We start from the raw sequence: 21,148 nt of genomic DNA, 5'->3' as shown, positions 1-21,148 counted from the left end.
TTTCTCGAAAGTGCGCTTGACTGAAAATTGAATCGATCTAATTTGCCGCGCAAAGCCATTTTCTGACCGGAATCGCCCTATGAACGCGCCGAACGCCATGCAGACTGCCATTCGCGGCCGCTGGGCCGTGGCGGCCATTTTCCTCGCCAATGGCTTCCTGACCGGCAGCTGGGCGCCGCAGATTCCGGTGTTCCTGACGCGGCTGGATATCTCGAAATTCACGCTCGGCCTGCTGATCCTTTTGTTCGGCGCCGGCGCGGTCACCGCCATGACATGGTGCGGCCACCTGATCTCCAAACATGGCTCGCGCACCGTGCTGCGCTGGTTCGGTCTCTGCGGCAGCCTCGGCCTTCTGATCGTGGCACTGGCGCCCGACGTGCCGCTGGCGGCCGTCGCCATGTTCATCTTCGGCGGCTCGATCGGCGGCATGGATGTGGCCATGAATGCCAATGCTGTGGTGGTGGAACGGCGGCTGGGGCGCGCCATCATGTCCTCCTCGCACGGCTTCTGGAGCCTCGGCGGTTTCGCCGGCGGCGCCCTTGGCGGCTTTGCCATCCAGACTTATGGCCACCTCGCCCATGCTTCGGTGGTGACCGCGCTTGCCTTCGCGGCAATCGCGGCGGCGGTGCCCCATATCGTGGCCGAAAACAGACCGCAGGCGACCGAGCATCATAAATTCGCTTTGCCGGCAAACCCATTGGTCTACCTGATCGGCCTGATGGCCCTACTGACGATGATTTCCGAGGGCGCGGTGCTCGACTGGGCGGCCCTGTATCTGCGGCAGGAACTCGGCGCCGACCTCGCCGTCGCCGGCCTTGCCTACGCCGCCTTCTCCGGCGTCATGGCGATCATGCGCTTTTTCGGCGATGGCGTCCGCAACCGCTTCGGCGCGGTGATGACACTGCGCGGCTCGGCCATCGTCGCGGCCGCCGGCATGCTGATCGCCGGCCTGTCACCCTCGCCCTGGCTCGCCATATCAGCTTTCGCGCTGTGCGGCTTCGGCATCGCCAACATGGTGCCGATCATCTTTTCGGCCGGCGGCAACCAGGAAGGCATGTCGTCGGGCACCGGCATGAGTGTCGTCACCACCATGGGGTATTCCGGCATTCTGGTGGCGCCGTCGGCGATCGGCTTCGTCGCCGAGCATTCCAGCTTCGGCCCGATCTTCATCGCCATGTCGATTCTGCTGATCATCGTCTTGCTGATGGCCGGATTGGCTCACCGCGCCGAGTTCGCCCCCGACGCGGCACCTGCCGAATAGCGTTTCAGTTCCTCGTGGAGAAAATCCGCCACGCGGCGGATACGCACGCTGCCGCGCACGTCGCGATGCATGGCCAGCCATACCGGCAGGGCAGGCAATGGCAGGCCTGGCAACAGCTTTTCCACCAGCGGATCGCGGTCTGCCAACGGCTCCTGGCCAAGGCCAATGCCGTTTCCCGCCCGCACGGCTTCCCAGAGCACGACCTGATTGTCCGCCCTGAAACGAAAACTGTTTCGGGTGACCGGGGCGCCATACTGGGAAAAGGCTCGGATCATCTCGTCGCTGCGATCGAAGCCGATCAGCGCGTGATCGACGAGATCGGCAGGCTCCAGCGGGCGCCCGTGCCTCTCCAGATAGCAGATGGCCGCGCAGGCGCAGAGCGCGATATCGCAGACCTTGCGTGCCACCAGTTCGTTCTGCGCCGGCTTGACCATGCGAATGGCGATGTCGGCATCCCGGCGCAGCAGGTTCTCGACCTGGTTCGAGGCAACGATCTCGACCTCGATGCCGGGTTCCTCGATGCCGAGCCGTGCCATCATGCCGGGCAGCACATAGGCGGCCACCACTTCGCTGGCGGCAATCCGCACCGTGCCTTCGATCGCTTCGACCGAACCCAGCGCCAGTAATGAGAAAGCGCTTGCCTGTTCGCTTACGGCCTTGCCGCGTTCGAACAGTGTGCTGCCGGCTTCCGTCAGTTCATAGCCGCGTCGTCCGCGCCGGAACAAGGTGACGCCCAGCGCCTGCTCGAGCTCGCCGATGTGACGACCAAGCGTCGGTTGGCTGGCCGAGAGCTTGCGTGCTGCGGCCGACAGGCTGCCGGTTTCCGCCACGGTGACGAAACTCTTGATCAGGTTCCAATCGATGTCATCCATTCATTTATGAATATCAAAACCCCATTCCTAGTCAATTTTCATTCGCAGATGAGGCAAGCATATTCGAGCTGCAAACACCAAAACGGAGACCTGAAATGACCAAGATCGCAATCCTCGGAGCCAATGGCCGGCTCGGCCGCGTCGTTGCCAAAGCCTTCATCGACGCCGGCTTCGACGTCCGCACCGTCACTCGCACCGGCAAGGTGCCGGCAGAGCTCGCAGGCGCCACCGCGGTTGCTGGCGATGCGCTGGACCGTCAATCGCTGATCCGGGCCACCGAGGGCGTCGACATCATCTTCAACGGCCTGAACCCGATCTACACCGACTGGGGCAAGTGCCTGCCGATGGCCGAAAATGTCATGGCCGCCTGCCATGCGAATGGCACGGTGCATCTCTTCCCCGGCACGGTCTACAATTACGGCTCGCCCATGCCGGCGGTGATCACGGAAGACACCCCCTTCCACCCGACCACTGAAAAAGGCCGCATTCGCTGCGCCATGGAGGATTTGTTCCGTCGTGAGGCCGAGGCGGGCCGCGTGCGCACCATCCTTCTGCGCGCCGGCGATTTTTTCGGCGGTACCGGCAGCGGCTCCTGGTTCGACCTGGTCGTTGCCGCCAAGATCAACAAGGGCATCTACACAGCGCCCGGTCCGGCCGACCTTGTGCATGAATGGGCCTATCTGCCGGACTTCGCGGTCGGCTTCGTCGCGCTGGCCAGCAATCTCGACAAGCTCGGCTTCTATGAGGCGCTGAATTTTCCAGGCCACGCCATCACCGATCTCGAGATCAAAGCCGCCGCCGAGAAAGCCATTGGCCGCCAGTTGAAGATGACGGCGATGCCCTGGTGGGTGCTGCGCGCCGGCAGTCCGTTCGTGGCGATGTGGCGTGAGATCGTCTCGATGTCCTATCTGCGCTTCGAACCCCACCAATTGGTCTCGACGCGGCTGGAAAGCATCATCGGCGAGGTCCCGCATACACCGCTCGATCAAGCGGTCGCCGAGGCCCTTGAGGATATCGGGATCGCTACGGTGAATAGCGCCGCGGAAGCTGCCTGAGGCTCGTCGCGGCCAAGCCGCCAGCGGCTGTCGATGGACGAAGCGGCCGCTCAGATCCGCCCCACCAACAGCAACACAAGGACGACCACAAGCACCACGCCGAGAACGCCCGACGGGCCATATCCCCAGGAGCGCGAGTGGGGCCAGGCCGGAACCGCACCGATCAGGACAAGGATCAGGACGATGATGAGGATGGTGCTGATCGGCATGGCAAATTCCCCGCTCTGCGTTGTGCTTCCAAGACAATGCTTGGCATTGACCCTTGGGGAAAATGCAAAAGGCCGCCCGGTTGTTCCAGGCGGCCTTTGCCGTTCATTGGGAAGTCTGCCTACTCCGCAGCTTTCGGGAAGGCGATCGCCGGCACGTCGTCTGCTGCCGGCGTGTCCGACGAGATCTCGCCCTTGCCACGCCGGAACAGGCGGCCGAACCAACCGCGCCGCTCGCCGGGCTTGATCTTGGCACGCGTGAACACCATCAGCATCGACGGCGTCACCACCAGGGTCAGGATGGTGGCGAAGGACAGGCCGAAGACGATCGCCGAGGACAGCGAAATCCACCATTGCGTCGACGGCGCGTTGATCGTCGTCTCGTGATGGAAGATTTCGAGCCCAAGCCCGAAGGCGATCGGCAGCACGCCGAGAATGGCCGACACCGCCGTCAGCACCACCGGGCGGGCACGCTCGCGGCAGGTCTGCAGCACCGCGTCCATCTTGTCCCAGCCTTCCTCGCGCAGCCGGTCATAGGTGTCGATCAGCACGATGTTGTTGTTCACCACCACGCCGGCCAGCGCGATGACGCCGATGCCCGACATGACGATGCCGAACGTCTCGCCTGTTATCAGCAGTCCGAGGAACACGCCGATCGTCGCCATGACCACGCAGGACAGCACCAGCCAGACGCTGGTGAACTTGTTGAACTGCGCCAGCAGCACCAGGAAGATCAGGAAGATCGCGGCACCGAAGGCCTTGCTGAGGAAGGCGCTGGCCTCCGCGCTGTCCTCGTTGGAGCCGGCCAGCTTCCAGCGTATGCCGCTGCCAAGATTCATGTCGGTGACGGCCTGGGTGACCTCCTGCTGCACGGCGGCGACCTGAGCGCCGGCGGCAACGTTGGCTTGCACCACCACGGTGCGGGCGCCGTCGATACGGTTGAGGATGCCGACGCTCGGCTTTGCCTTGCGGACGACGAAGTTCGAGATCGGCACCGACCCTTGAGAGGTTTGCACCCTGAGCTCGTCGAGCGTCGACAGCGTGCGCCGGTCCTCCGGCAAGCGCAGGCGGATGTCGACAGCCTTGTCGGCGCCGGCGGGCCGGTATTCCGAAAGCTTCAGGCCGTTGGTGACGAGCTGCACCACCGTCCCGACCGAGGTCGGGCTGATGCCATACTGGGCTGCCTTGGCCCGGTCGACATCGAGTGCCCAGTCGACGCCAGGCGGCGGCAAGCCATCGGAAATGTCGATGACACCGGGCACCTTGGCGATGCGCGCGGCGACAGCGCGCGCCTTCTCGTCGAGCCCCTTGGGATCGATGGCCGAGAGCCTGATCTGGATCGGCTTGCCGGTCGGCGGGCCTGCTTCCGGCACCCGAACCTCGACATCGACGCCGGGAATGCCGGCCATGACGCCACGCAGGTCGTTCAGAATATCGTTGGCCGATTTGCGCTCGCGCCAATCGATGAATTCGTACTGGATGACGCCGACGACGTCTTCGGGCACGTCCTGGCCACCGCCGTCGGATTTGCCGACGCGTGTATAGACCGACTTCACGCCCGGCCAGCCGAGCAGCCGGTTTTCGGCGATCTTGGTCGCGGTATCCATTTCGGCCAGCGAAAGGTTGCCGCGGGCATGCACATAGAGCAGGCCGTAATCGGGTTCGACGCTCGGGAAGAACTCGACGCCGGCACCGTACTTCGAATAACCGACGAAGATGCCGGCCAGCAAGACGACGGTGAGCACCATCACGGTGATGGGGAAGCGCACCGCCTGCTTGACGACAGCCATGTACCAGCCATCGCGATTGCCATCCTCGTGATGCTGCGGCGCCTTGGCGAAGATCGCACCCAGCGTCGGCGCGAAGACCAGTGCATAGAGCATCGATGCCGACAGCGTGACGATCAGCGTGATCGGCATGTACTTCATGAAATCGCCAATGATCCCCGGCCAGAACAGCAGCGGCGAGAAGGCGGCGATGCGGGTCATCGTTGCCGCGATGACCGGACCGGCCATGCGCTTGGCGGCGAGCGCGAAGGCTTCCTGCTTCGGCATGCCCTCGCTCATCCGTCGCTCGGCGAACTCGGTGACGATGATGGCATCATCGACCAGCATGCCGACCGCCAGGATCAGGCTGAACAGCACGATCATGTTGATCGTGTAGCCCATCATGGCGAGCAGCAGGATGCCGATCAGGAACGATGACGGGATGGCGAGGCCAATGAGCAGCGAGGCTCGACCGGACAACGCGTAGAGGATGACGATGAACACCAGGATCACCGCGATCATCACGTGATTCTGCAGATCGCCGAGCAACTGGTTGACGAAGACCGACTTGTCCTGCGTGTAGGTCACATGCATGCCTTCAGGCATGGTCTTGACGAAGGTGTCGGACACCTCCCTGACCTTGGTCAGCGTGTCGATTAGATTGGCGCCGATGCGCTTCTTGACCTCGATGGCGATGGCCGGCTTGCCGTTGAGGCGCGTGATCGTCGTGGCATCGGCGAAGGTCGAGCGGATGGTCGCGATGTCCTTGGCCTGAACCACGGCATTGGGACCGGCGACCACGGGAAGTGCCGCCACATCCTCGGGCGTCTCGATCAGCGACGGCACCTTGACGGCGTATTTACCCTGCGAGCCCTCGATGTTGCCGGCGGCGACCAGGCTGTTGGACGCGCCGACGGCGCCGATCAATTGTTCGAGTTGCAAGCCGTAGGAAGACAGCTTCATCGGATCGATGACGACTTCGACCAGATCGTCGCGGGAGCCTTGCAGCGAGCCTTCGAGGACGCCGGGCACTTCCTCGATACGGTCGCGCAGTTCGCGCGCCGCGGCCGCCAGCACGCGCTCGGGCAGTTCGCCCGACAGCGTGACGACGAGCACAGGGAATTCGGAAATGTTGACCTCGGTGACGACGGGCTCCTCGGCCGCCTGCGGCAGGTCGGCCTTGCCGTCCTGAACCTTGGAGCGGGTATCCTGCAGCGCCGTCGCCAGGTTGGTCTGCGGCTGGAACTCGACCAGCACATAGCCGCCGCCCTGGAAAGCGGCCGAGCGCATCTCCTTGAGGCCTTTCAGGCTCTTCAGCTTGCTTTCCATCGGCCGCAGCAGAAGGCGCTCGGAATCTTCAGGCGAAATGCCTTGATAGATCAGGCTGACATACATCATCGGAATCGGAACGTCGGGCTCCGCTTCCTTCGGCGTCGACTGATAGGCGACCCAGCCTGCAATCAGCAGGAAGACCAGGACCGAGATGGTCAGGCGGGCATTGTTGATTGCTAGTCTGACGATATCCATGACTTATGCCTGCTGTTGGCTTCGGGAGTGGCGAACGGACACGCTGTCGCCGGGCAAAGGCCCGGCGCCGGCGCCGGCGCTACTGCGTCCCGGCGGTGGCATCGCCGATCAGCTTGTTGATGGTCGCCTGGTCGGCCTCGACGGGCTTAACCTCATCGCCTTCCTTCACCAGTTCCTGGCCGGCGACGATGATGCGCGCATCCGCCGGGATGCCGCCAAGCACGAGACCGGTCGGCGTGTCGTCGACCAGGTCGATCGGGAAGAACGCCACCTTGTTGTCCTTGCCCACGGCGCGGATGCCGAGATCGCCCTTGTCGCCCAGCGTCACCACCGAGCGCGGCAAAAGCACGGCGTCGGTCGGCAACGCGCTGAGCTGGATTTCCGCCGTCATGCCGGCCGGCACCGAGCCATCGGCATTGGGGATGGCGATCTCGACGCGGAAGGTGCGGGTCGCCGACGAGGCGTCGCGGCTGATATAGCGCACGGTGCCTTCGACGGTCTGGCCGCTGACCAGCCGAACGCTGGCCTTGTCACCGATCTTGAGATAGCCGAGGTCGCGCTCGCTGATCTCGCCGCGCGCGATCACCGGATCGAGCTTGAGGATGGTGGCCACCTCGCCGCCCTGCATGACGGAGCTGCCCAGTTCCACCGGCACCCGGTCGATGACGCCGTCAAACGGAGCCTTCACTTCGTTGCGGTCGAGCTCGGCCTGCGCGGTGTCCAGCTGGGATTGCGCCTGGGTTAGATTGGAGCGGGCGGTGTCGAGCTGCAGCTTCGGCAAATTACCTGTCTTGGCCAGCCGCTCGGCCGCATCGAGCTCGGCCCTGCGCTGCGCCACGAGCTGCTTGGCATTGTCGACCATCGAGATCTTTTCCTCGGCGGCGAGCATCAGCACAAGGTCGCCGGTCTTGACGTGATCGCCTTGCTTGACAGGCAGCTTGTCGATGACGCCGGCAACGCGGGTTGCCAGTACCGCGCGCTTGTCGGCCTCGGTCAGCCCGGAAATGCGGATGGCGCGCGCATAGGTCTTGCGCGGCGGTGTCACCACCGCGACGGTGCGCAGCGGGGCCTTGGGTTCGGCTTCCGCCGTCTTCGGCTTGCTCGCGTCCGGCGCCTTGCCCTCGACCTCGGCTGCCTTGGCCTTGTTGGCCGCTACGCTGCCAACCGATGAGAACTCGCCTGTCGCCATCCACGCCGCGAAACCGATGAGCACAACAATGGCTGCAAGCTTGTGAAACCTGATTTTAGGCATCGTCATTTTTCCACTGCGGGTTCGGCCAGCACCGCGTCTTATGATGCGGGCGCGTCGCCGATATGGGTGCGCGCCTGACCGGGTTCAAATTGCCGTGATCGGCGAGCGCGCTTCTACATCAAAGTTGCACCGCAATATAGTCCGAAAGTTGCAGCAGCATTGCGTAGCCGCATAAGCTGTGGCCGCCATGAAACGGTTCTTCGTGACTTGCCAGTCTACTTGACGAAGCGGCCCGCCGGCTCACGATCCGGCCTGAAACGGAGGCCACGGGCGACCAGCCCTGATCGCCATGGCCGTCTCCGGCATAGAGCCGCGATCCGCTTCGCTTCGCTGATTGAAGTGCAGGCACGAACCGACAATCCGCGTCGCCGCTATCGGCGAGGGACTAGGGGCTGCGGCGCCACAACGCCGGGCCAAGATCCTGGAATCGCTCGGGAAAAGGCGCGGCAGCTGCTTCGGATCAGGCGTGCCGATCCCGATGCGCCGAGGTCGAACCAGATGCTGAAAACACCAATGCGCTGACAGTATTACGTCCCGCTCATCGTGTCCTGATACGCGCGACGACGGGGTCGGCGCGAGACTGGCGCGAGAACGCCGGGCGTGTTTCGTCCCATTCGCAATTCTGGATCGAGCGTTGCGCCCGATGCCTCAGAACGCCCCCGGGGCCGGCGCCATCCGATCGTCAGTGGCAACAGACGTCAGCATGATGACGGCTCTCCCGCACGCCAAGGTTGCTGTCACACCAACGCTGAACCAGGCGCTGCTCCGGAAGCTTGGCCACGAGTGCCGGCAAACGCTGCCCCCTCTTGAAGCCAGTTCCGTCAGGTTCAGGCCCGACGGCGCTCCGCCTCCGGGTTCTTGCGAACGGCGAGAAATTCCTTCACCCGACGGCCCGGTGCGGGACCGCGCATCGGCTTGAACCCGTCATCGAGTTCGCCCGAAAGATCGAGCGTTGCATGCTTGCCGACCGCATCGTAATTCTCCTCCAGCCAATCGCTGGCGGCGGTGCGGCCGAGGTCGCGCAGATAGGTCAGGAAGGCCCACTCGGCATTGACCTTGGAGGATGCCGACAGATCCTTGAACGCCTCGTCGGCGTCGATGCGATGCATGCGGATGTCGCGGTATTCGCCATGCGGCAGACGCCCGGCGGCGATCAGTTCCTTGACGAAGGCGATCGAGCGGAATTCGCGCAGCAGCCCGGCATTGAAGGTGATCTCGTCGATGCGGTTCTGGATCTCGTTGGCGCTTCTAGGTGTCCCCTCGCGCACCACCGGATTGATCTGCACCAGAAGCACGTCCTCGGTCGCCGCCGTCTTGAAGAACGGGTAGAGCGCCGGATTGCCGCCATAACCGCCATCCCAGTAGGGCACGCCCTTGATCTCGACGGCACGGAACAATTGCGGCAGGCAGGCCGAGGCCATCACCGTATCGAGGTCGATCTCGCCATCGGAAAACACCCGCAATTGCCCTGTCTCGACATTGGTGGCGGAGATGAACAGTTCCATGGACTTGCAGGCGCGGACATTCTTGAAGTCGATCTCCCGCGCGACGACGTCGCGCAGCGGATTGAGGCCGAGCGGATTGGCGACATAGGGCGAGAACACCCGCGACATGGTGTCGAAGAAGACATAGCCCGGCGTGTTCTCGATCGACCAGTTGCCCCAGGCAACATCCCACGGCATGCGCTGCACCGGGCTGAACCGGCCCTTCGCCGCCACCGCATGCCAGAAATCGTCCAGCTTCTTGCGCGCGCCCTCGACTCCGCCGCGGACAAAGCCGTCAGCCAGCGCCACCGCGTTCATGGCGCCGGCGCTGGTGCCGGAAACGGCCGATATCTCCAGCCTGCCGTCCTCCAGCAGTCGGTCGAGCACGCCCCAGGAGAAGGCGCCGTGCGAGCCGCCGCCCTGAAGCGCGATGTTGATCTTCTTCTTTTCCTCCGCCTTGCCGTTCTTCGTCATGGCGTTCCTGTCATCCTGATGCGCCGGCCTGCCCCTACGTCATTGGAAGGAAGCAGCTGTCGCCGGCTTATGTTGCAGTGCAGCATATAAGGACGGACCAAGGCAAGAACACGAACACGGTCGCGTGATCACATGAAATTTCGGTCATGTCGAAAAAGCCCCTCCGCTGCAAAGCGGAGAGGCCGTAGCTTTCGAAACAGGCATGAACCCTGGCAGACTGGAGCTAGGCGACGAGATCCGGCACCGGCCCGACATAGCGTGACTGCGGACGGATCAGCCGTCCGGTGGTCTGCTGCTCACGCGCATGCGCGACCCAACCGGAAACGCGCCCGGCGGCGAAGACATTGCTGAAAGCTTGCGGCGGAAAGCCCGCCGCTTCCAGGACAAGCGCTGTGTAGAATTCGACGTTGGTCTGCAGCGAGCGCTGCGGCTTTGCGATCCGAAGCACCTCGAGCGCCGTCTGCTCGACCGTCTCGGCGAAAGCCAGCCGGCGGCCGGTGCCGCCCTCGCCGCCCAGCTTGCGCACCACCGCTTTCAGCACATCAGCGCGCGGATCGCGCACACGGTAGATGCGATGGCCGAAGCCCATGATGCGCCTGCCCTGCGCGATCTCATTGCGCAGCCAGCCGGCCGCATCGCCATGCGCGGCGATCGCGTCGAGCATATCGATGACCGGGCCGGGCGCGCCGCCATGCAGCGGTCCCTTGAGCGCGCCGAGGCCCGCCAGTACCGACGATGTCAGGCCGGCCAAGGTCGAGGCGACGACGCGGGTGGCGAAGGTCGACGCATTGAGCCCGTGATCACACACGGTCACCAGATAGGTGTCGAGCGCCTTGGCCAAGGCCGGCGACGGAACCGATCCCCTGAGCATCCTCAACATGTCGGCGGCATGATCCGCCTTGCCGTCGGGTGCGATCGGCTGCTCGCCGCGCTGCAGGCGCAGCAGGGCCGGCGTCAGCACCGCCGGCGCCGCGATCAGCCGCAAGGCGTCCGTCAGCGTCTCGCCATCCGGCAGCAGTGCCATGCCCGCACGCATGGCGCTGTAGATGTCGAGCGGTGTCAGCAAGGGCAGCGCGGGCGCGAGCCGGTCAAACACCTCGACGCGAGCCTCACCCAGTTTTGCCGCCAGTTCGGCATCGCCAGGCAGATCGTCGAAGAACCCGTCCAGCAGCAGGTGGACGACCTGGGCGTAGCTCCATCGCCCTGCCAATTCCCCAAGCGAATGGCCCCGGATCGTCAGGCGACCGCCTAGACCATCCACATCGGACAGCACGGTTTCGGCCGCCACCACATCATCGAGCCCATTCGCCATAGCCTTGTCTCCTTGAAGCTTTTCCCGATGGGAGATAAGGGTGAGCACCATATCCATCAATCTTGATCAATAGAATCAATATCAGAGACCCAAATGTCCGAATGGCTGTCGCGGGAAGAGGCGCTGGAAAGGCTGCGCGTGAGGCCGCAGACGCTCTATGCCTATGTCAGCCGCGGACGCATCGGCATGCGCCCGGATCGGGACGATCCGCGCCGCAGCCAGTACCGCGCCGACGACATCGCGGCGCTGGCAACGCGAAGGGCGCGAGGGCGCAGCCCGTCGGCCATCGCCGAGAGCGCGATCGCCTGGGGCGAGCCGTCGATTGTCACTTCGGTTTCGACCGTCTGGCACGGCCACCTCATCTATCGAGGCCGGGACGCCGCAGCGCTGTCCGACCATGCCACGCTGGAAGAAACCGCTGGGCTGCTCTGGGCTCTGCCTCGCCCCGTCCGTTTCGAAACGCCGTCGCCGGATGCGGCGCGCCAGATCGGCCGCGCCCCGGCCTTTGCGCAACTCGCCTTGCTTGCCGGCCAGGCGCGGCCTTCGCTGGGACGAAGTGCCGCCTCGCTATGCGCCGACGCGGCGCACGCGATCGGCGTGCTGGCCGGCGCCCTCGGTGCCGTGGCGGGACCGGAACCAGTGCATCGGCGATTGGCACGGGGCTGGTCGGTGGACGATGATGGCGCGGAAGCAATCCGCCGTGCCCTTGTCCTGCTCGCCGATCACGAACTCAACGCATCGACCTTCGCGGCCCGCGTCGCGGCCTCGACCGGCGCCTCGCCCGCCGCGTGCCTGCTCGCGGGCCTGGCGACGCTGTCCGGCCCGCGCCACGGCGGTGCCGGCGAGGCGGTTATGCAACTGGCGGAGGACGCCGCAAGTCATGGATCCGATGCCGCGATCCGGCGCTGGCTCGGCCACGACCGGCCGCTGCCGGGTTTCGGCCACCAACTCTATCCCGAGGGCGATCCCCGCGCCACGGCGCTTCTGGCGGCCATCGACAACAATGACGAGACATTGCGGTCGTTGGAAACCGCCGCCATCGCCGCGACCGGCGCTCCAGCGAATATCGACTTTGCCCTTGCCGTGCTGACGCGCGGCCTTGGCCTGCCGCGCGATGCGCCGTTCCAGCTCTTCGCGCTTGGACGCAGCGTCGGCTGGGCCGCGCACATGGTCGAACAGATCGTGAGCGGCAGCATCATCAGGCCGCGCGGCCGCTATGAGGGATTGTTGACGTGATGGCCTGAGACGTTGTCAGCCGGAGTTGGCGTTGGCCCCGAACCGCGCCCGGTATGTGGCGGGGGTCGTGGCGAACCGCCGGCGGAAATGATGCCGCAACGTCGCCGCCGCGCCAAATCCGGCCGTCTCGGCAACGCGGTCGATCGGCAAGCTTGTATCTTCGAGCAGCGTACGCGCCCGAGAAAGCCGTTCGGACAGGAGCCAGCTTGCCGGCGTGACGCCGGTTGCGGCAGCGAACCGGCGTAGAAATGTCCGCTCGCTCATCCCGGCCATCCCGGCCAGGGTGGCGACCGGATAGTCGGCGGAAATGTCGGCGCGCATCCTGTCTATCAACGGTCCAAGCCGACTGCGCTCGTGAGGTTCGGGCACCGAGCTCTCGACATATTGCGCCTGGCCGCCGTCGCGGTGCGGCGGCACGACCAGGCGGCGCGCCACCATGTTGGCCGCCTTGGTGCCGAAATCGCGCCGAACCAGATGCAGGCACAGGTCGATGCCGGCCGCGCTGCCGGCCGATGTCAGCACATTGCCCTCGTCGATGTACAAGACATCGGGTACCACCGTGATGTCGGGGTACCGCTCCTTCAGCCTTTCGCCGTAGCGCCAATGCGTGGTTGCCTTCTTGCCCTTGAGCAGGCCGGCCGCGGCAAGCACGAAGACGCCCGAGCAGATGGAAAGAACCCGCGCACCCCGCTCGCTCGCCTTGCGAAGTGCGTCGATCAGCAAAGGCGGCACAGGACAATCCACACCGCGCCATCCCGGCACGATGACCGTGCCGGCCTCGCTGATCAAGTCAGGTCCGCCATCGGCGAGGATGCGCACGCCGCCCATCGCCCGCATTTCACCGGCGTCTATGCCGGCAACGGCAAAACGGTACCAATCCGGGCCCATCTCAGGCCTGGGCAAGGCGAACACCTCGGCCGCCACGCCAAATTCGAACGTGCACAGCCCGTCATAGGCGATTGCGACGACAAGCGGGTTGGCAGGGGGCGGACTGGCAAGCGACATGTTTGGCATGATCTTGACGATATATGGCAAAGCTGCCAGCTGCAATCGCCCGGCTCGCTGCGCTACCTCTGACCTATCAGCGATGGAGAACAGCTCCATCAGAGATGGAGAAATTTGATGAGCTATGTGACAGACATACCGGCGGCATCGCCGGAGATTGCCCGGGACCATTTCCTGCGCCGGCTTTCCGTGGAAACCGACTGTTCCGATGTCGCCGCGACGCTGCGCGGCGGAGAGCCGGACTTCGTGCTTCTGCACGTCGTCGGATCGCCGCAAGCCTATGAACGCCGCCATGTACCGGGCGCGCTGCATCTGCCGCACCGCGAGATATCGGCCGAGCGGATGGGAAAATGGCCGTCAGGCACGCTGTTCGTGGTCTATTGCGCCGGCCCGCACTGCAATGGCGCGGATCGGGCGGCCTTCAAACTGGCCAGCCTTAGTCTTCCGGTCAAGATCATGATCGGTGGCATTTCAGGCTGGCAGGATGAGGACCTGCCCTTCGCTTCGGGCAAGGAGCCTGGTGTCCTGCGCCCATGATGCCCATTGGACGGGCTACCCGACGAAATCCGCGACCTGTGGCAGTCGACCATCGACCGATAAGACACCGGCGGATTTTGGCCTGGACCCCGCCCCTTACGACATTGTGTCGAGCTTGCGCTGCATGGCAGCGATCTGGTCCTTCAGCTGCTGCAGATCGTCGGGTTTCTCCGGCGCTTCCTTCCTGGCCGATTCGGCAGGGGCCGCGGCGGGTGCGGAACCCGCCGGCGGAAATGGCGTGAACAGCCGCATCGCATTCTGGAACATTTCCATGTTGCGCCGTGTCTGTTCTTCCAGCGCCTTCATCGGCGTCGCCATCTTCATCACGTCCAGCGGCGACTTGCCGATGGCCCCCTTCATCTGCTCGCGGAACCGCTCCTGTTCCTTGGAGAAGGCGATCATCGATTGTTCGAGGAAACTCGGCACGATCATCTGCATCTGGTCGCCATAGAAGGCGATCAGCTGGCGCAGGAACGGGATCGGCAGCATGTTCTGCCCGTCCTTGTTCTCCAGCTCGAAGATGATCTGCGTCAGCACCGGATGGGTGATGTCGTCCCCGGTCTTGGCGTCCTGGACGGTGAATTCCTCGCCCTTCTTGACCATCTCGGCCAGATCCTCGAGCGTCACATAGGTGCTCGTCCCCGTATTATAGAGGCGGCGGTTGGCGTATTTCTTGATAATGATCGGGTCGTCTTTTGCGGCCATCTGCATCCTCCCCGGACACCGGCACGCCTGAGTAAGCAGCCGGTAACGATTGCGCCCTTTTTGAGGATATGCGCAAAAGCCCCACAATTCCAAGCAGTTTGTGCACTGCGGGATCATATTATGCTGCATAGCGGGCAAAATATGCTGCGCAGCAGCGCCCGGTCCGCCGGCACGGCGATGCGCGACCTGCTTGCGGCGCATGGGCGCCATGCCGATTTCCGGTTTGACTTGGGTCATGGAAAGGGCAAGAAAAGTTGCCAACAATGCCTGAAAACATGACAGCTCGAAGTCTGGAGAAGAATATGTCCTCTGCCAATTCCATCGTTGTCGCCAGTGCCGCACGCACGGCCGTCGGCTCCTTCAACGGTGCTTTCGCGGCCACGCCGGCGCATGAACTCGGTGCTGTCGTCATCAAGGAGCTTTTGTCACGTACGGGCGTCGAGGCGGCCGAGGTGGACGAGGTCATCCTCGGCCAGGTGCTGACCGCGGCGCAAGGCCAAAACCCAGCCCGCCAGGCCTCGATCCTTGCCGGCCTGCCCAAGGAAACCACCGCCTGGGGCCTCAACCAGGTTTGCGGCTCGGGTCTGCGCGCCATCGCGCTCGGCATGCAGCAGATCGCCACCGGCGACGCCAAGGTGATCATCGCCGGCGGCCAGGAATCGATGTCGCTGTCGCCGCACGCCGAGCATCTGCGCGCCGGCGTCAAGATGGGCGACTACAAGATGATCGACACCATGATCAAGGACGGGCTGTGGGACGCCTTCAACGGCTACCACATGGGCAACACCGCCGAGAACGTCGCCCGCCAGTTCCAGATCACCCGCGACGACCAGGACCAGTTCGCGCTGGGCTCGCAGAACAAGGCCGAGGCCGCGCAGAAAGCCGGCAAGTTCAAGGACGAGATCGTCGCCTTCACCATCAAGGGCAAGAAGGGCGACACGGTTGTCGATCAGGACGAGTACATCCGCCACGGCGCCACGATCGATGCCATGACCAAGCTGAGGCCGGCCTTCGACAAGGACGGTACGGTGACCGCCGCCAACGCCTCCGGCATCAATGACGGCGCCGCCGGCGCGCTGCTGATGAGCGAAGCGGAGGCCGCTCGGCGCGGCGTCACCCCGCTCGCGCGCATCGTGTCCTGGGCAACCGCCGGCGTCGATCCGGCGATCATGGGCACCGGACCTATTCCCGCTTCGAAGCGCGCTCTGGAAAAGGCAGGCTGGTCGGTCGGCGATCTGGACCTGGTCGAGGCTAACGAGGCTTTCGCCGCGCAGGCCTGCGCCGTCAACAAGGGCATGGGCTGGGACCCCTCGATCGTCAACGTCAATGGCGGCGCCATCGCCATCGGCCATCCGATCGGCGCCTCGGGCGCCCGCGTCTTCAACACGCTGGTCTTCGAGATGCGTCGCCGCGGCGCCAGGAAGGGGTTGGCCACCCTATGCATCGGCGGCGGCATGGGCGTCGCCATGTGCGTCGAAGCCATCTGAACAAGCCAATAGCGAACAGGAGTAGCGAATAAGGAAGAACGGCCTCAGCGCGGCGGGACATCAAACCCTATTCGCTATTGGCTACTCCCTATTCGCTCCTCCGACCAACGGGAGGAGAACACATGACCAAGGTTGCAATCGTCACGGGTGGATCGCGCGGTATCGGCGCTGCCATCTCGATCGCTTTGAAGACTGCCGGCTATTCGGTTGCCGCGAACTATGCCGGCAATGACGATGCGGCGGCGAAATTCAAGGCCGAGACCGGCATTCCGGTCTACAAATGGTCCGTCGCCGATTATGACGCTTGCGCCGCCGGCATCAAGCAGATCGAGGCCGACCTCGGCCCTGTCTCGGTACTGGTCAACAACGCCGGCATCACCCGCGACGCCATGTTCCACAAGATAACGCGCGAGCAGTGGAAAGAGGTGATCGACACCAATCTGTCCGGTGTCTTCAACATGACCCATCCGCTGTGGAGCGGCATGCGCGACCGCAAGTTCGGCCGCGTCATCACCATCTCCTCGATCAACGGCCAGAAGGGCCAGGCCGGCCAGGTCAATTACTCCGCTGCCAAGGCCGGCGACATCGGCTTCTCGAAAGCGCTCGCCCAGGAAGGCGCCCGCGCGGGCATCACCGTCAACGTCATCTGCCCGGGCTACATCGCCACCGAGATGGTCAAGGCGATCGACGAGAAAGTGCTCAACGAGCGCATCATCCCGCAAATCCCGGTCGGCCGCCTCGGCGAGCCGGAAGAGATCGCGCGCTGCGTCGTCTTCCTCGCTTCCGAGGATGCCGGTTTCATCACCGGCTCGACCCTCACCGCCAATGGCGGCCAGTACTTCGTCTAGGCATTGATTTTCGCCTGCCCACCAACCAGCGGCCTTGACGGGCGAAAACGGACCGGGAAACCGGTCCGTTTTCAAGTGATGCTCTGGGCCTAAAACCCCTCGCTACGAGCGGCTGCCCCAATCCGGCACGCAAAGGTTAATGGCGGCAGCGCGCCTGCGCGAAACCTGTGGGCAAGCCTGTGGATTCTCGGTGGATAAGCTGTTCACAACACAAGATATTGGGGGAACAAAAAGGGAAAATAGCGCTGACGCTGTTTTGTCGCCGATTCGTTCCGGCTTTGAGCGGAAGTTAACATTAATAGGCCGAGATCACCCATAGTTTCTTAACCCACAATTCAGAAAGATTAACAATTTCATAATCTTGAGCAGTGCGCATCGAGCCCCCGACCTCGTTCACAGGCGAAAGTTAACAGAGAGGTTCGCCTAGCATAAAACGGGCCAGTTTTCTGATTCAGCATGTGGTGAGACTCATGGTCGCAAAATCCATATCTAGCCGTGAACAAAAGCTGAATCTGACGGAGTCACCGATTCGTCGCTGATTCGTTCCAGACTCGTTCCAACTGTTAAGCAGGAACTGATTTGCGGGCTGACACGGGCGTCTTCGGAACCCGGGCGGAACATTCCGCTTTCGCTTCGCGCCCGAAATCCCTATGTGTCGGCTGTCATACGCGCCGTCCAGGCACGCTCCCGACAACGAGAGGCCAGAAAGCCTTATTTCCGAGCCGATGAACATCCAGCAGAAACATACCGAGCCGCTGATCCTGTCGGGCCGCGACGTGACCGCCGTGCTTGGGCCGACCAACACGGGCAAGACCCATCTCGCCATCGAGCGCATGGTGGCGCACGAAACCGGCGTCATCGGCCTGCCGCTGAGGCTGCTGGCCCGGGAGGTCTACACGCGCGTCTGCGAGAAAGTTGGCGCCCACAAGGTGGCGCTCATCACCGGCGAGGAGAAGATCCAGCCGCCGGGCGCCAAATATTCGGTCTGCACCGTCGAAGCCATGCCGCGCGAGACCGACGCCGCCTTCGTCGCCATCGACGAGGTGCAACTGGCCGGCGACCTCGAGCGCGGCCATATCTTCACTGACCGCATCCTGCATCTGCGCGGTCGCCAGGAAACGCTGCTGCTCGGCGCGGCCACCATGCACGGCATCCTCCAGCGGCTGCTGAAAGGCGTCTCGGTGGTGACGCGGCCGCGCCTGTCGCATCTGGCTTATGCCGGTTCCAAGAAACTGACGCGCCTGCCACGGCGCACCGCGATCGTCGCCTTCTCCGCCGACGAGGTCTACGCCATCGCCGAGCTGATCCGGCGCCAGCAGGGCGGTGCGGCGGTGGTTCTGGGCGCGCTGTCGCCTCGCACCCGCAATGCCCAGGTGGCGCTGTTCCAGTCGGGCGATGTCGACTATCTCATTGCCACCGACGCGATCGGCATGGGTCTCAACCTCGACCTCGACCATGTCGCCTTTGCCCAGAACCGCAAGTTCGACGGCTACCAGTACCGCAATTTGACGGCGGCCGAACTCGGCCAGATCGCCGGCCGCGCCGGCCGGCATCTGCGCGACGGCACGTTCGGCGTCACCGGCCAGGTCGATCCGCTGGACGAGGACCTGGTCCAGAAGATCGAGGGCCATGACTTCGACCCGGTGAAGGTGCTGCAGTGGCGCACCGCCCAATTCGATTTCGCCAGCCTCGATGCGCTGAAGCGTTCCATTGAGACCAACGCCCCGGTCGAGGGCCTGACACGCGCACTGCCGGCCGTCGATGCCCAGGCGCTCGAACATCTCTCCCGCGACGAAGGCATCCGCGCGCTCGCAACCAATGCCAAGCGCGTGGCGTTGCTGTGGGAAGCCTGCGCGCTGCCGGATTATCGCAAGATCGCGCCCGCCCAGCATGCCGACCTCATCGCCTCGATCTACATGGACCTCGCCCGGCATGGTCATGTCGACGAGAACTATATGGCCGAGCAGGTGCGCCGCGCCGACACCACCGAGGGCGATATCGACACGCTGTCGCACCGCATCGCCCAGATCCGCACCTGGACATTCGTGTCGAACCGGCCCGGCTGGCTGGCCGATCAGGCACACTGGCAGGAAAAGACGCGCGAAATCGAAGACAGATTGTCGGATGCGCTGCATGAGCGGTTGACGAAACGCTTCGTAGACCGCAGGACTTCCGTCCTCATGCGGCGCCTTAGAGAAAATACCATGCCTGAAGCCGAAATCAGTCCTACCGGAACCGTCCTTGTCGAAGGCCATCACGTCGGCGAGTTACAAGGGTTCCGCTTCACCGCCGACCAGACCGCCGGCGGCGAAGACGCCAAGGCCGTGCGCACGGCCGCGCAAAAGGCGCTGGCCGCCGAATTCGATGCACGCGCGGAGCGCTTCGGTGCCTGCGCCAATGGCGATCTAGCGCTCGGTTCGGACGGCACGCTGCGCTGGATCGGCGCGCCGATCGGCACACTGGTTTCGGGCGAGGACGCGCTGAAGCCGCGCCTGGTGCTGCTGGCCGACGAACAGCTCACCGGCCCGGCGCGCGACAAGGTCGCCGCGCGCGCCGAGCGCTTCGTCAATTTCCAGATCGAATCCCTGCTGAAGCCGCTGGTCGACTTGAAAAATGCCGATCAGATTTCCGGTATCGGCCGCGGCATCGCCTTCCAGCTGGTCGAGAATTTCGGCCTCATCAATCGCCGCGACATCGCCGAGGAGATGAAGTCGCTCGACCAGGAAGGCCGCGCGGCGCTTCGCCGGCTCGGCGTGCGCTTCGGTGCCTACCACGTCTTCGTGCCGGCGCTGATCAAACCGGCGCCCGCCGGACTGGTGACCTTGCTGTGGGCGCTGAAGAACGACGGCAAGGACAAGCCCGGCTTCGGCGACGTCGTCCATGCGCTGGCATCGGGCCGCACCTCGGTGGTGATCGATCCGGCCTTCGACAAGGCGTTCTACAAGCTTGCCGGCTACCGCAATCTCGGCCGCCGCGCCGTTCGCATCGACATTCTGGAGCGGCTGGCTGACCTGATCCGCCCGGCGACCAACTGGAAGCCCGGCCTCGGCCAGCGACCGGACGGCGCCTATGACGGCCAGTCCTTCATGGTGACGCCGCCAATGATGTCGATCCTCGGCGCCACCGCCGACGACATGGAAGAGATTCTCAAGGGTCTCGGCTATCGCGCCGAGCCGAAGCCGGCGGCGGACGTCAAGGCGCGGCTGGAAGCGCAGGATACTGCCGCGCGGGAAGCCGCCGCGGCCAAGCAGGCAGCCGCGGAGGCAGCCCGCGCGGAACAGGCCAAGGCGGCGGAAGAGGCGGCAGCGCCAGCCGCCGAAGGATCGGAACCGGTGCCGGATGCGGCAGCCGTCGCGGCGATGGAGGTTGCGGCCGAAATCGCGGCAGACGCGCCGACGGAAGCTGCCGTGCAAGAGCAGGCGGAAGCCACGGCTGACGTTGCAGGGGGCGAAGAGGCGCCTGTGGCCGAAGCCGCCGTTGAACCCGTCGAGCCGGCGCCGGTTGAGTCGCGGGCCGAAGCTGAGACTGCCGAGATTGACGCCGCGCCCCCAGAAGAGGGCGCCGCGGCGGCGGAGCCGGCCGTCGGGGCCTCCGCGCCGACGGAAGCCGCCGAACCCGTTGCGGTGGCGCAAGCCGTCGGCGAAACGGTGCCGGAAGCCGAAGCGCCAAAGCCGATCCTGTTGTGGCGCCAAGGCCGCTTTGACCAGCGTCCGCGTCATCGCGACGGCCGCAACAACCGCCCGCAAAACGGACAAGCGCGCGGCCGAGGCAACGCGTCGGCCGATGCCGGCGGCGCACCGGCAACAGGCACGCCCACGGACCGTCCCGCCCATGAAGGACGCCGCGACGGCGCCGGCAAGCCGCGCTTCGACCGCTCGAAGTTCAAGCCCAAGCCGCAAGGTGACGGCGAGCAGCGCCGCGATGGCCGCCCGCAAGGCGATCGTCCCGAGCGCCGTGAAGGCCGCCCGGACTGGAAGGGCGGCAGGCCGGAAGGCAAGGGGGGCGGAAAGCCCGCCTTCCAACCCAAGCCGCGCGAGGAGCGCCCGGTGCGCTTCGATCCGGATTCCCCCTTCGCCAAGCTCGCCGCCTTGCGCGACCAACTAAAGAAGTAGGCTCGGCGC

Annotated in this window: 16 protein-coding genes; 8 read left to right on the top strand and 8 right to left on the bottom strand. The window is 64.5% G+C overall.

Annotation, left to right across the window (positions count from 1 at the left end; all coding sequences use genetic code 11):
• Positions 1-79: 79 nt before the first annotated feature.
• Entirely contained in the window at positions 80-1,261 is a 1,182-nt protein-coding gene (locus EN845_RS17145; RefSeq protein ID WP_127872107.1) for an MFS transporter, read from the top strand.
• Here the strand turns inward: EN845_RS17145 and EN845_RS17140 are convergent.
• A complete protein-coding gene (locus EN845_RS17140) occupies positions 1,219-2,133 on the bottom strand; it encodes a LysR family transcriptional regulator (protein ID WP_127872108.1) in 915 nt (304 codons plus the stop codon). The two genes, EN845_RS17145 and EN845_RS17140, sit on opposite strands and share 43 nt — an antisense overlap.
• A gap of 95 nt (positions 2,134-2,228) precedes the next feature.
• On the opposite strand from EN845_RS17140, the gene EN845_RS17135 reads away from it, so the two are divergent.
• A complete protein-coding gene (locus tag EN845_RS17135) occupies positions 2,229-3,188 on the top strand; it encodes an SDR family oxidoreductase (protein WP_127872109.1) in 960 nt (319 codons plus the stop codon).
• A gap of 50 nt (positions 3,189-3,238) precedes the next feature.
• On the opposite strand, the gene EN845_RS17130 is transcribed toward EN845_RS17135, so the two are convergent.
• The 5 genes from EN845_RS17130 to EN845_RS17110 form a co-directional block, all read right to left on the bottom strand.
• Complete coding sequence (locus tag EN845_RS17130; protein ID WP_127278628.1) at positions 3,239-3,397, bottom strand: DUF3309 family protein; 159 nt, start codon at positions 3,395-3,397, stop codon at positions 3,239-3,241.
• A 119-nt stretch (positions 3,398-3,516) separates the two neighbouring features.
• Positions 3,517-6,687, bottom strand: a complete 3,171-nt coding sequence (locus EN845_RS17125) for an efflux RND transporter permease subunit (RefSeq protein WP_127872110.1) — start codon at positions 6,685-6,687, stop codon at positions 3,517-3,519.
• 79 nt (positions 6,688-6,766) lie between these two features.
• The gene (locus tag EN845_RS17120) at positions 6,767-7,939 is read right to left on the bottom strand and encodes an efflux RND transporter periplasmic adaptor subunit (protein ID WP_127872111.1); all 1,173 of its coding nucleotides are present in this window, start codon (positions 7,937-7,939) and stop codon (positions 6,767-6,769) included.
• Between the two features lie 827 nt (positions 7,940-8,766).
• On the bottom strand, positions 8,767-9,897 hold the full coding sequence (locus EN845_RS17115; RefSeq protein ID WP_127277270.1) for a patatin-like phospholipase family protein: 1,131 nt from the start codon (positions 9,895-9,897) through the stop codon (positions 8,767-8,769).
• Positions 9,898-10,120: 223 nt separating this feature from the next.
• Complete coding sequence (locus tag EN845_RS17110) at positions 10,121-11,209, bottom strand: citrate synthase/methylcitrate synthase (RefSeq protein WP_127277272.1); 1,089 nt, start codon at positions 11,207-11,209, stop codon at positions 10,121-10,123.
• Positions 11,210-11,302: 93 nt separating this feature from the next.
• Between EN845_RS17110 and EN845_RS17105 the strand changes: the two genes are divergently transcribed.
• Entirely contained in the window at positions 11,303-12,445 is a 1,143-nt protein-coding gene (locus EN845_RS17105) for a citrate synthase (protein ID WP_127872112.1), read from the top strand.
• Positions 12,446-12,460: 15 nt separating this feature from the next.
• Here EN845_RS17105 and ftrA read toward each other — a convergent pair whose 3' ends face one another.
• Positions 12,461-13,459, bottom strand: a complete 999-nt coding sequence (ftrA, locus tag EN845_RS17100; protein WP_127277276.1) for a transcriptional regulator FtrA — start codon at positions 13,457-13,459, stop codon at positions 12,461-12,463.
• Positions 13,460-13,567: 108 nt separating this feature from the next.
• Between ftrA and EN845_RS17095 the strand changes: the two genes are divergently transcribed.
• Positions 13,568-13,987, top strand: a complete 420-nt coding sequence (locus EN845_RS17095; protein ID WP_127872113.1) for a rhodanese-like domain-containing protein — start codon at positions 13,568-13,570, stop codon at positions 13,985-13,987.
• Positions 13,988-14,083: 96 nt separating this feature from the next.
• Here EN845_RS17095 and phaR read toward each other — a convergent pair whose 3' ends face one another.
• Positions 14,084-14,692: a polyhydroxyalkanoate synthesis repressor PhaR gene (phaR, locus tag EN845_RS17090; protein ID WP_127277280.1), complete on the bottom strand. Its 609-nt coding sequence runs from the start codon at positions 14,690-14,692 to the stop codon at positions 14,084-14,086.
• 120 nt (positions 14,693-14,812) lie between these two features.
• Between phaR and EN845_RS35510 the strand changes: the two genes are divergently transcribed.
• From EN845_RS35510 to EN845_RS17075, 4 genes are all read left to right on the top strand, one after another.
• The gene (locus tag EN845_RS35510; protein WP_167531411.1) at positions 14,813-14,971 is read left to right on the top strand and encodes a hypothetical protein; all 159 of its coding nucleotides are present in this window, start codon (positions 14,813-14,815) and stop codon (positions 14,969-14,971) included.
• Between the two features lie 23 nt (positions 14,972-14,994).
• Complete coding sequence (locus EN845_RS17085) at positions 14,995-16,179, top strand: acetyl-CoA C-acetyltransferase (RefSeq protein ID WP_127277282.1); 1,185 nt, start codon at positions 14,995-14,997, stop codon at positions 16,177-16,179.
• Between the two features lie 122 nt (positions 16,180-16,301).
• Positions 16,302-17,027, top strand: a complete 726-nt coding sequence (phbB, locus tag EN845_RS17080; RefSeq protein ID WP_127277284.1) for an acetoacetyl-CoA reductase — start codon at positions 16,302-16,304, stop codon at positions 17,025-17,027.
• A 725-nt stretch (positions 17,028-17,752) separates the two neighbouring features.
• Positions 17,753-21,139 (top strand): helicase-related protein, encoded by a 3,387-nt coding sequence (locus EN845_RS17075; RefSeq protein WP_127872114.1) that lies wholly within the window; start codon positions 17,753-17,755, stop codon positions 21,137-21,139.
• Positions 21,140-21,148: the final 9 nt, after the last annotated feature.

The sequence above is a fragment of the Mesorhizobium sp. M8A.F.Ca.ET.202.01.1.1 genome (assembly GCF_004791595.1).
In the GTDB taxonomy this organism is placed as follows: domain Bacteria; phylum Pseudomonadota; class Alphaproteobacteria; order Rhizobiales; family Rhizobiaceae; genus Mesorhizobium.
The sequence above is the reverse complement of the archived record's forward strand: the minus strand, read 5'-3'. Positions and strand labels throughout refer to the sequence as shown.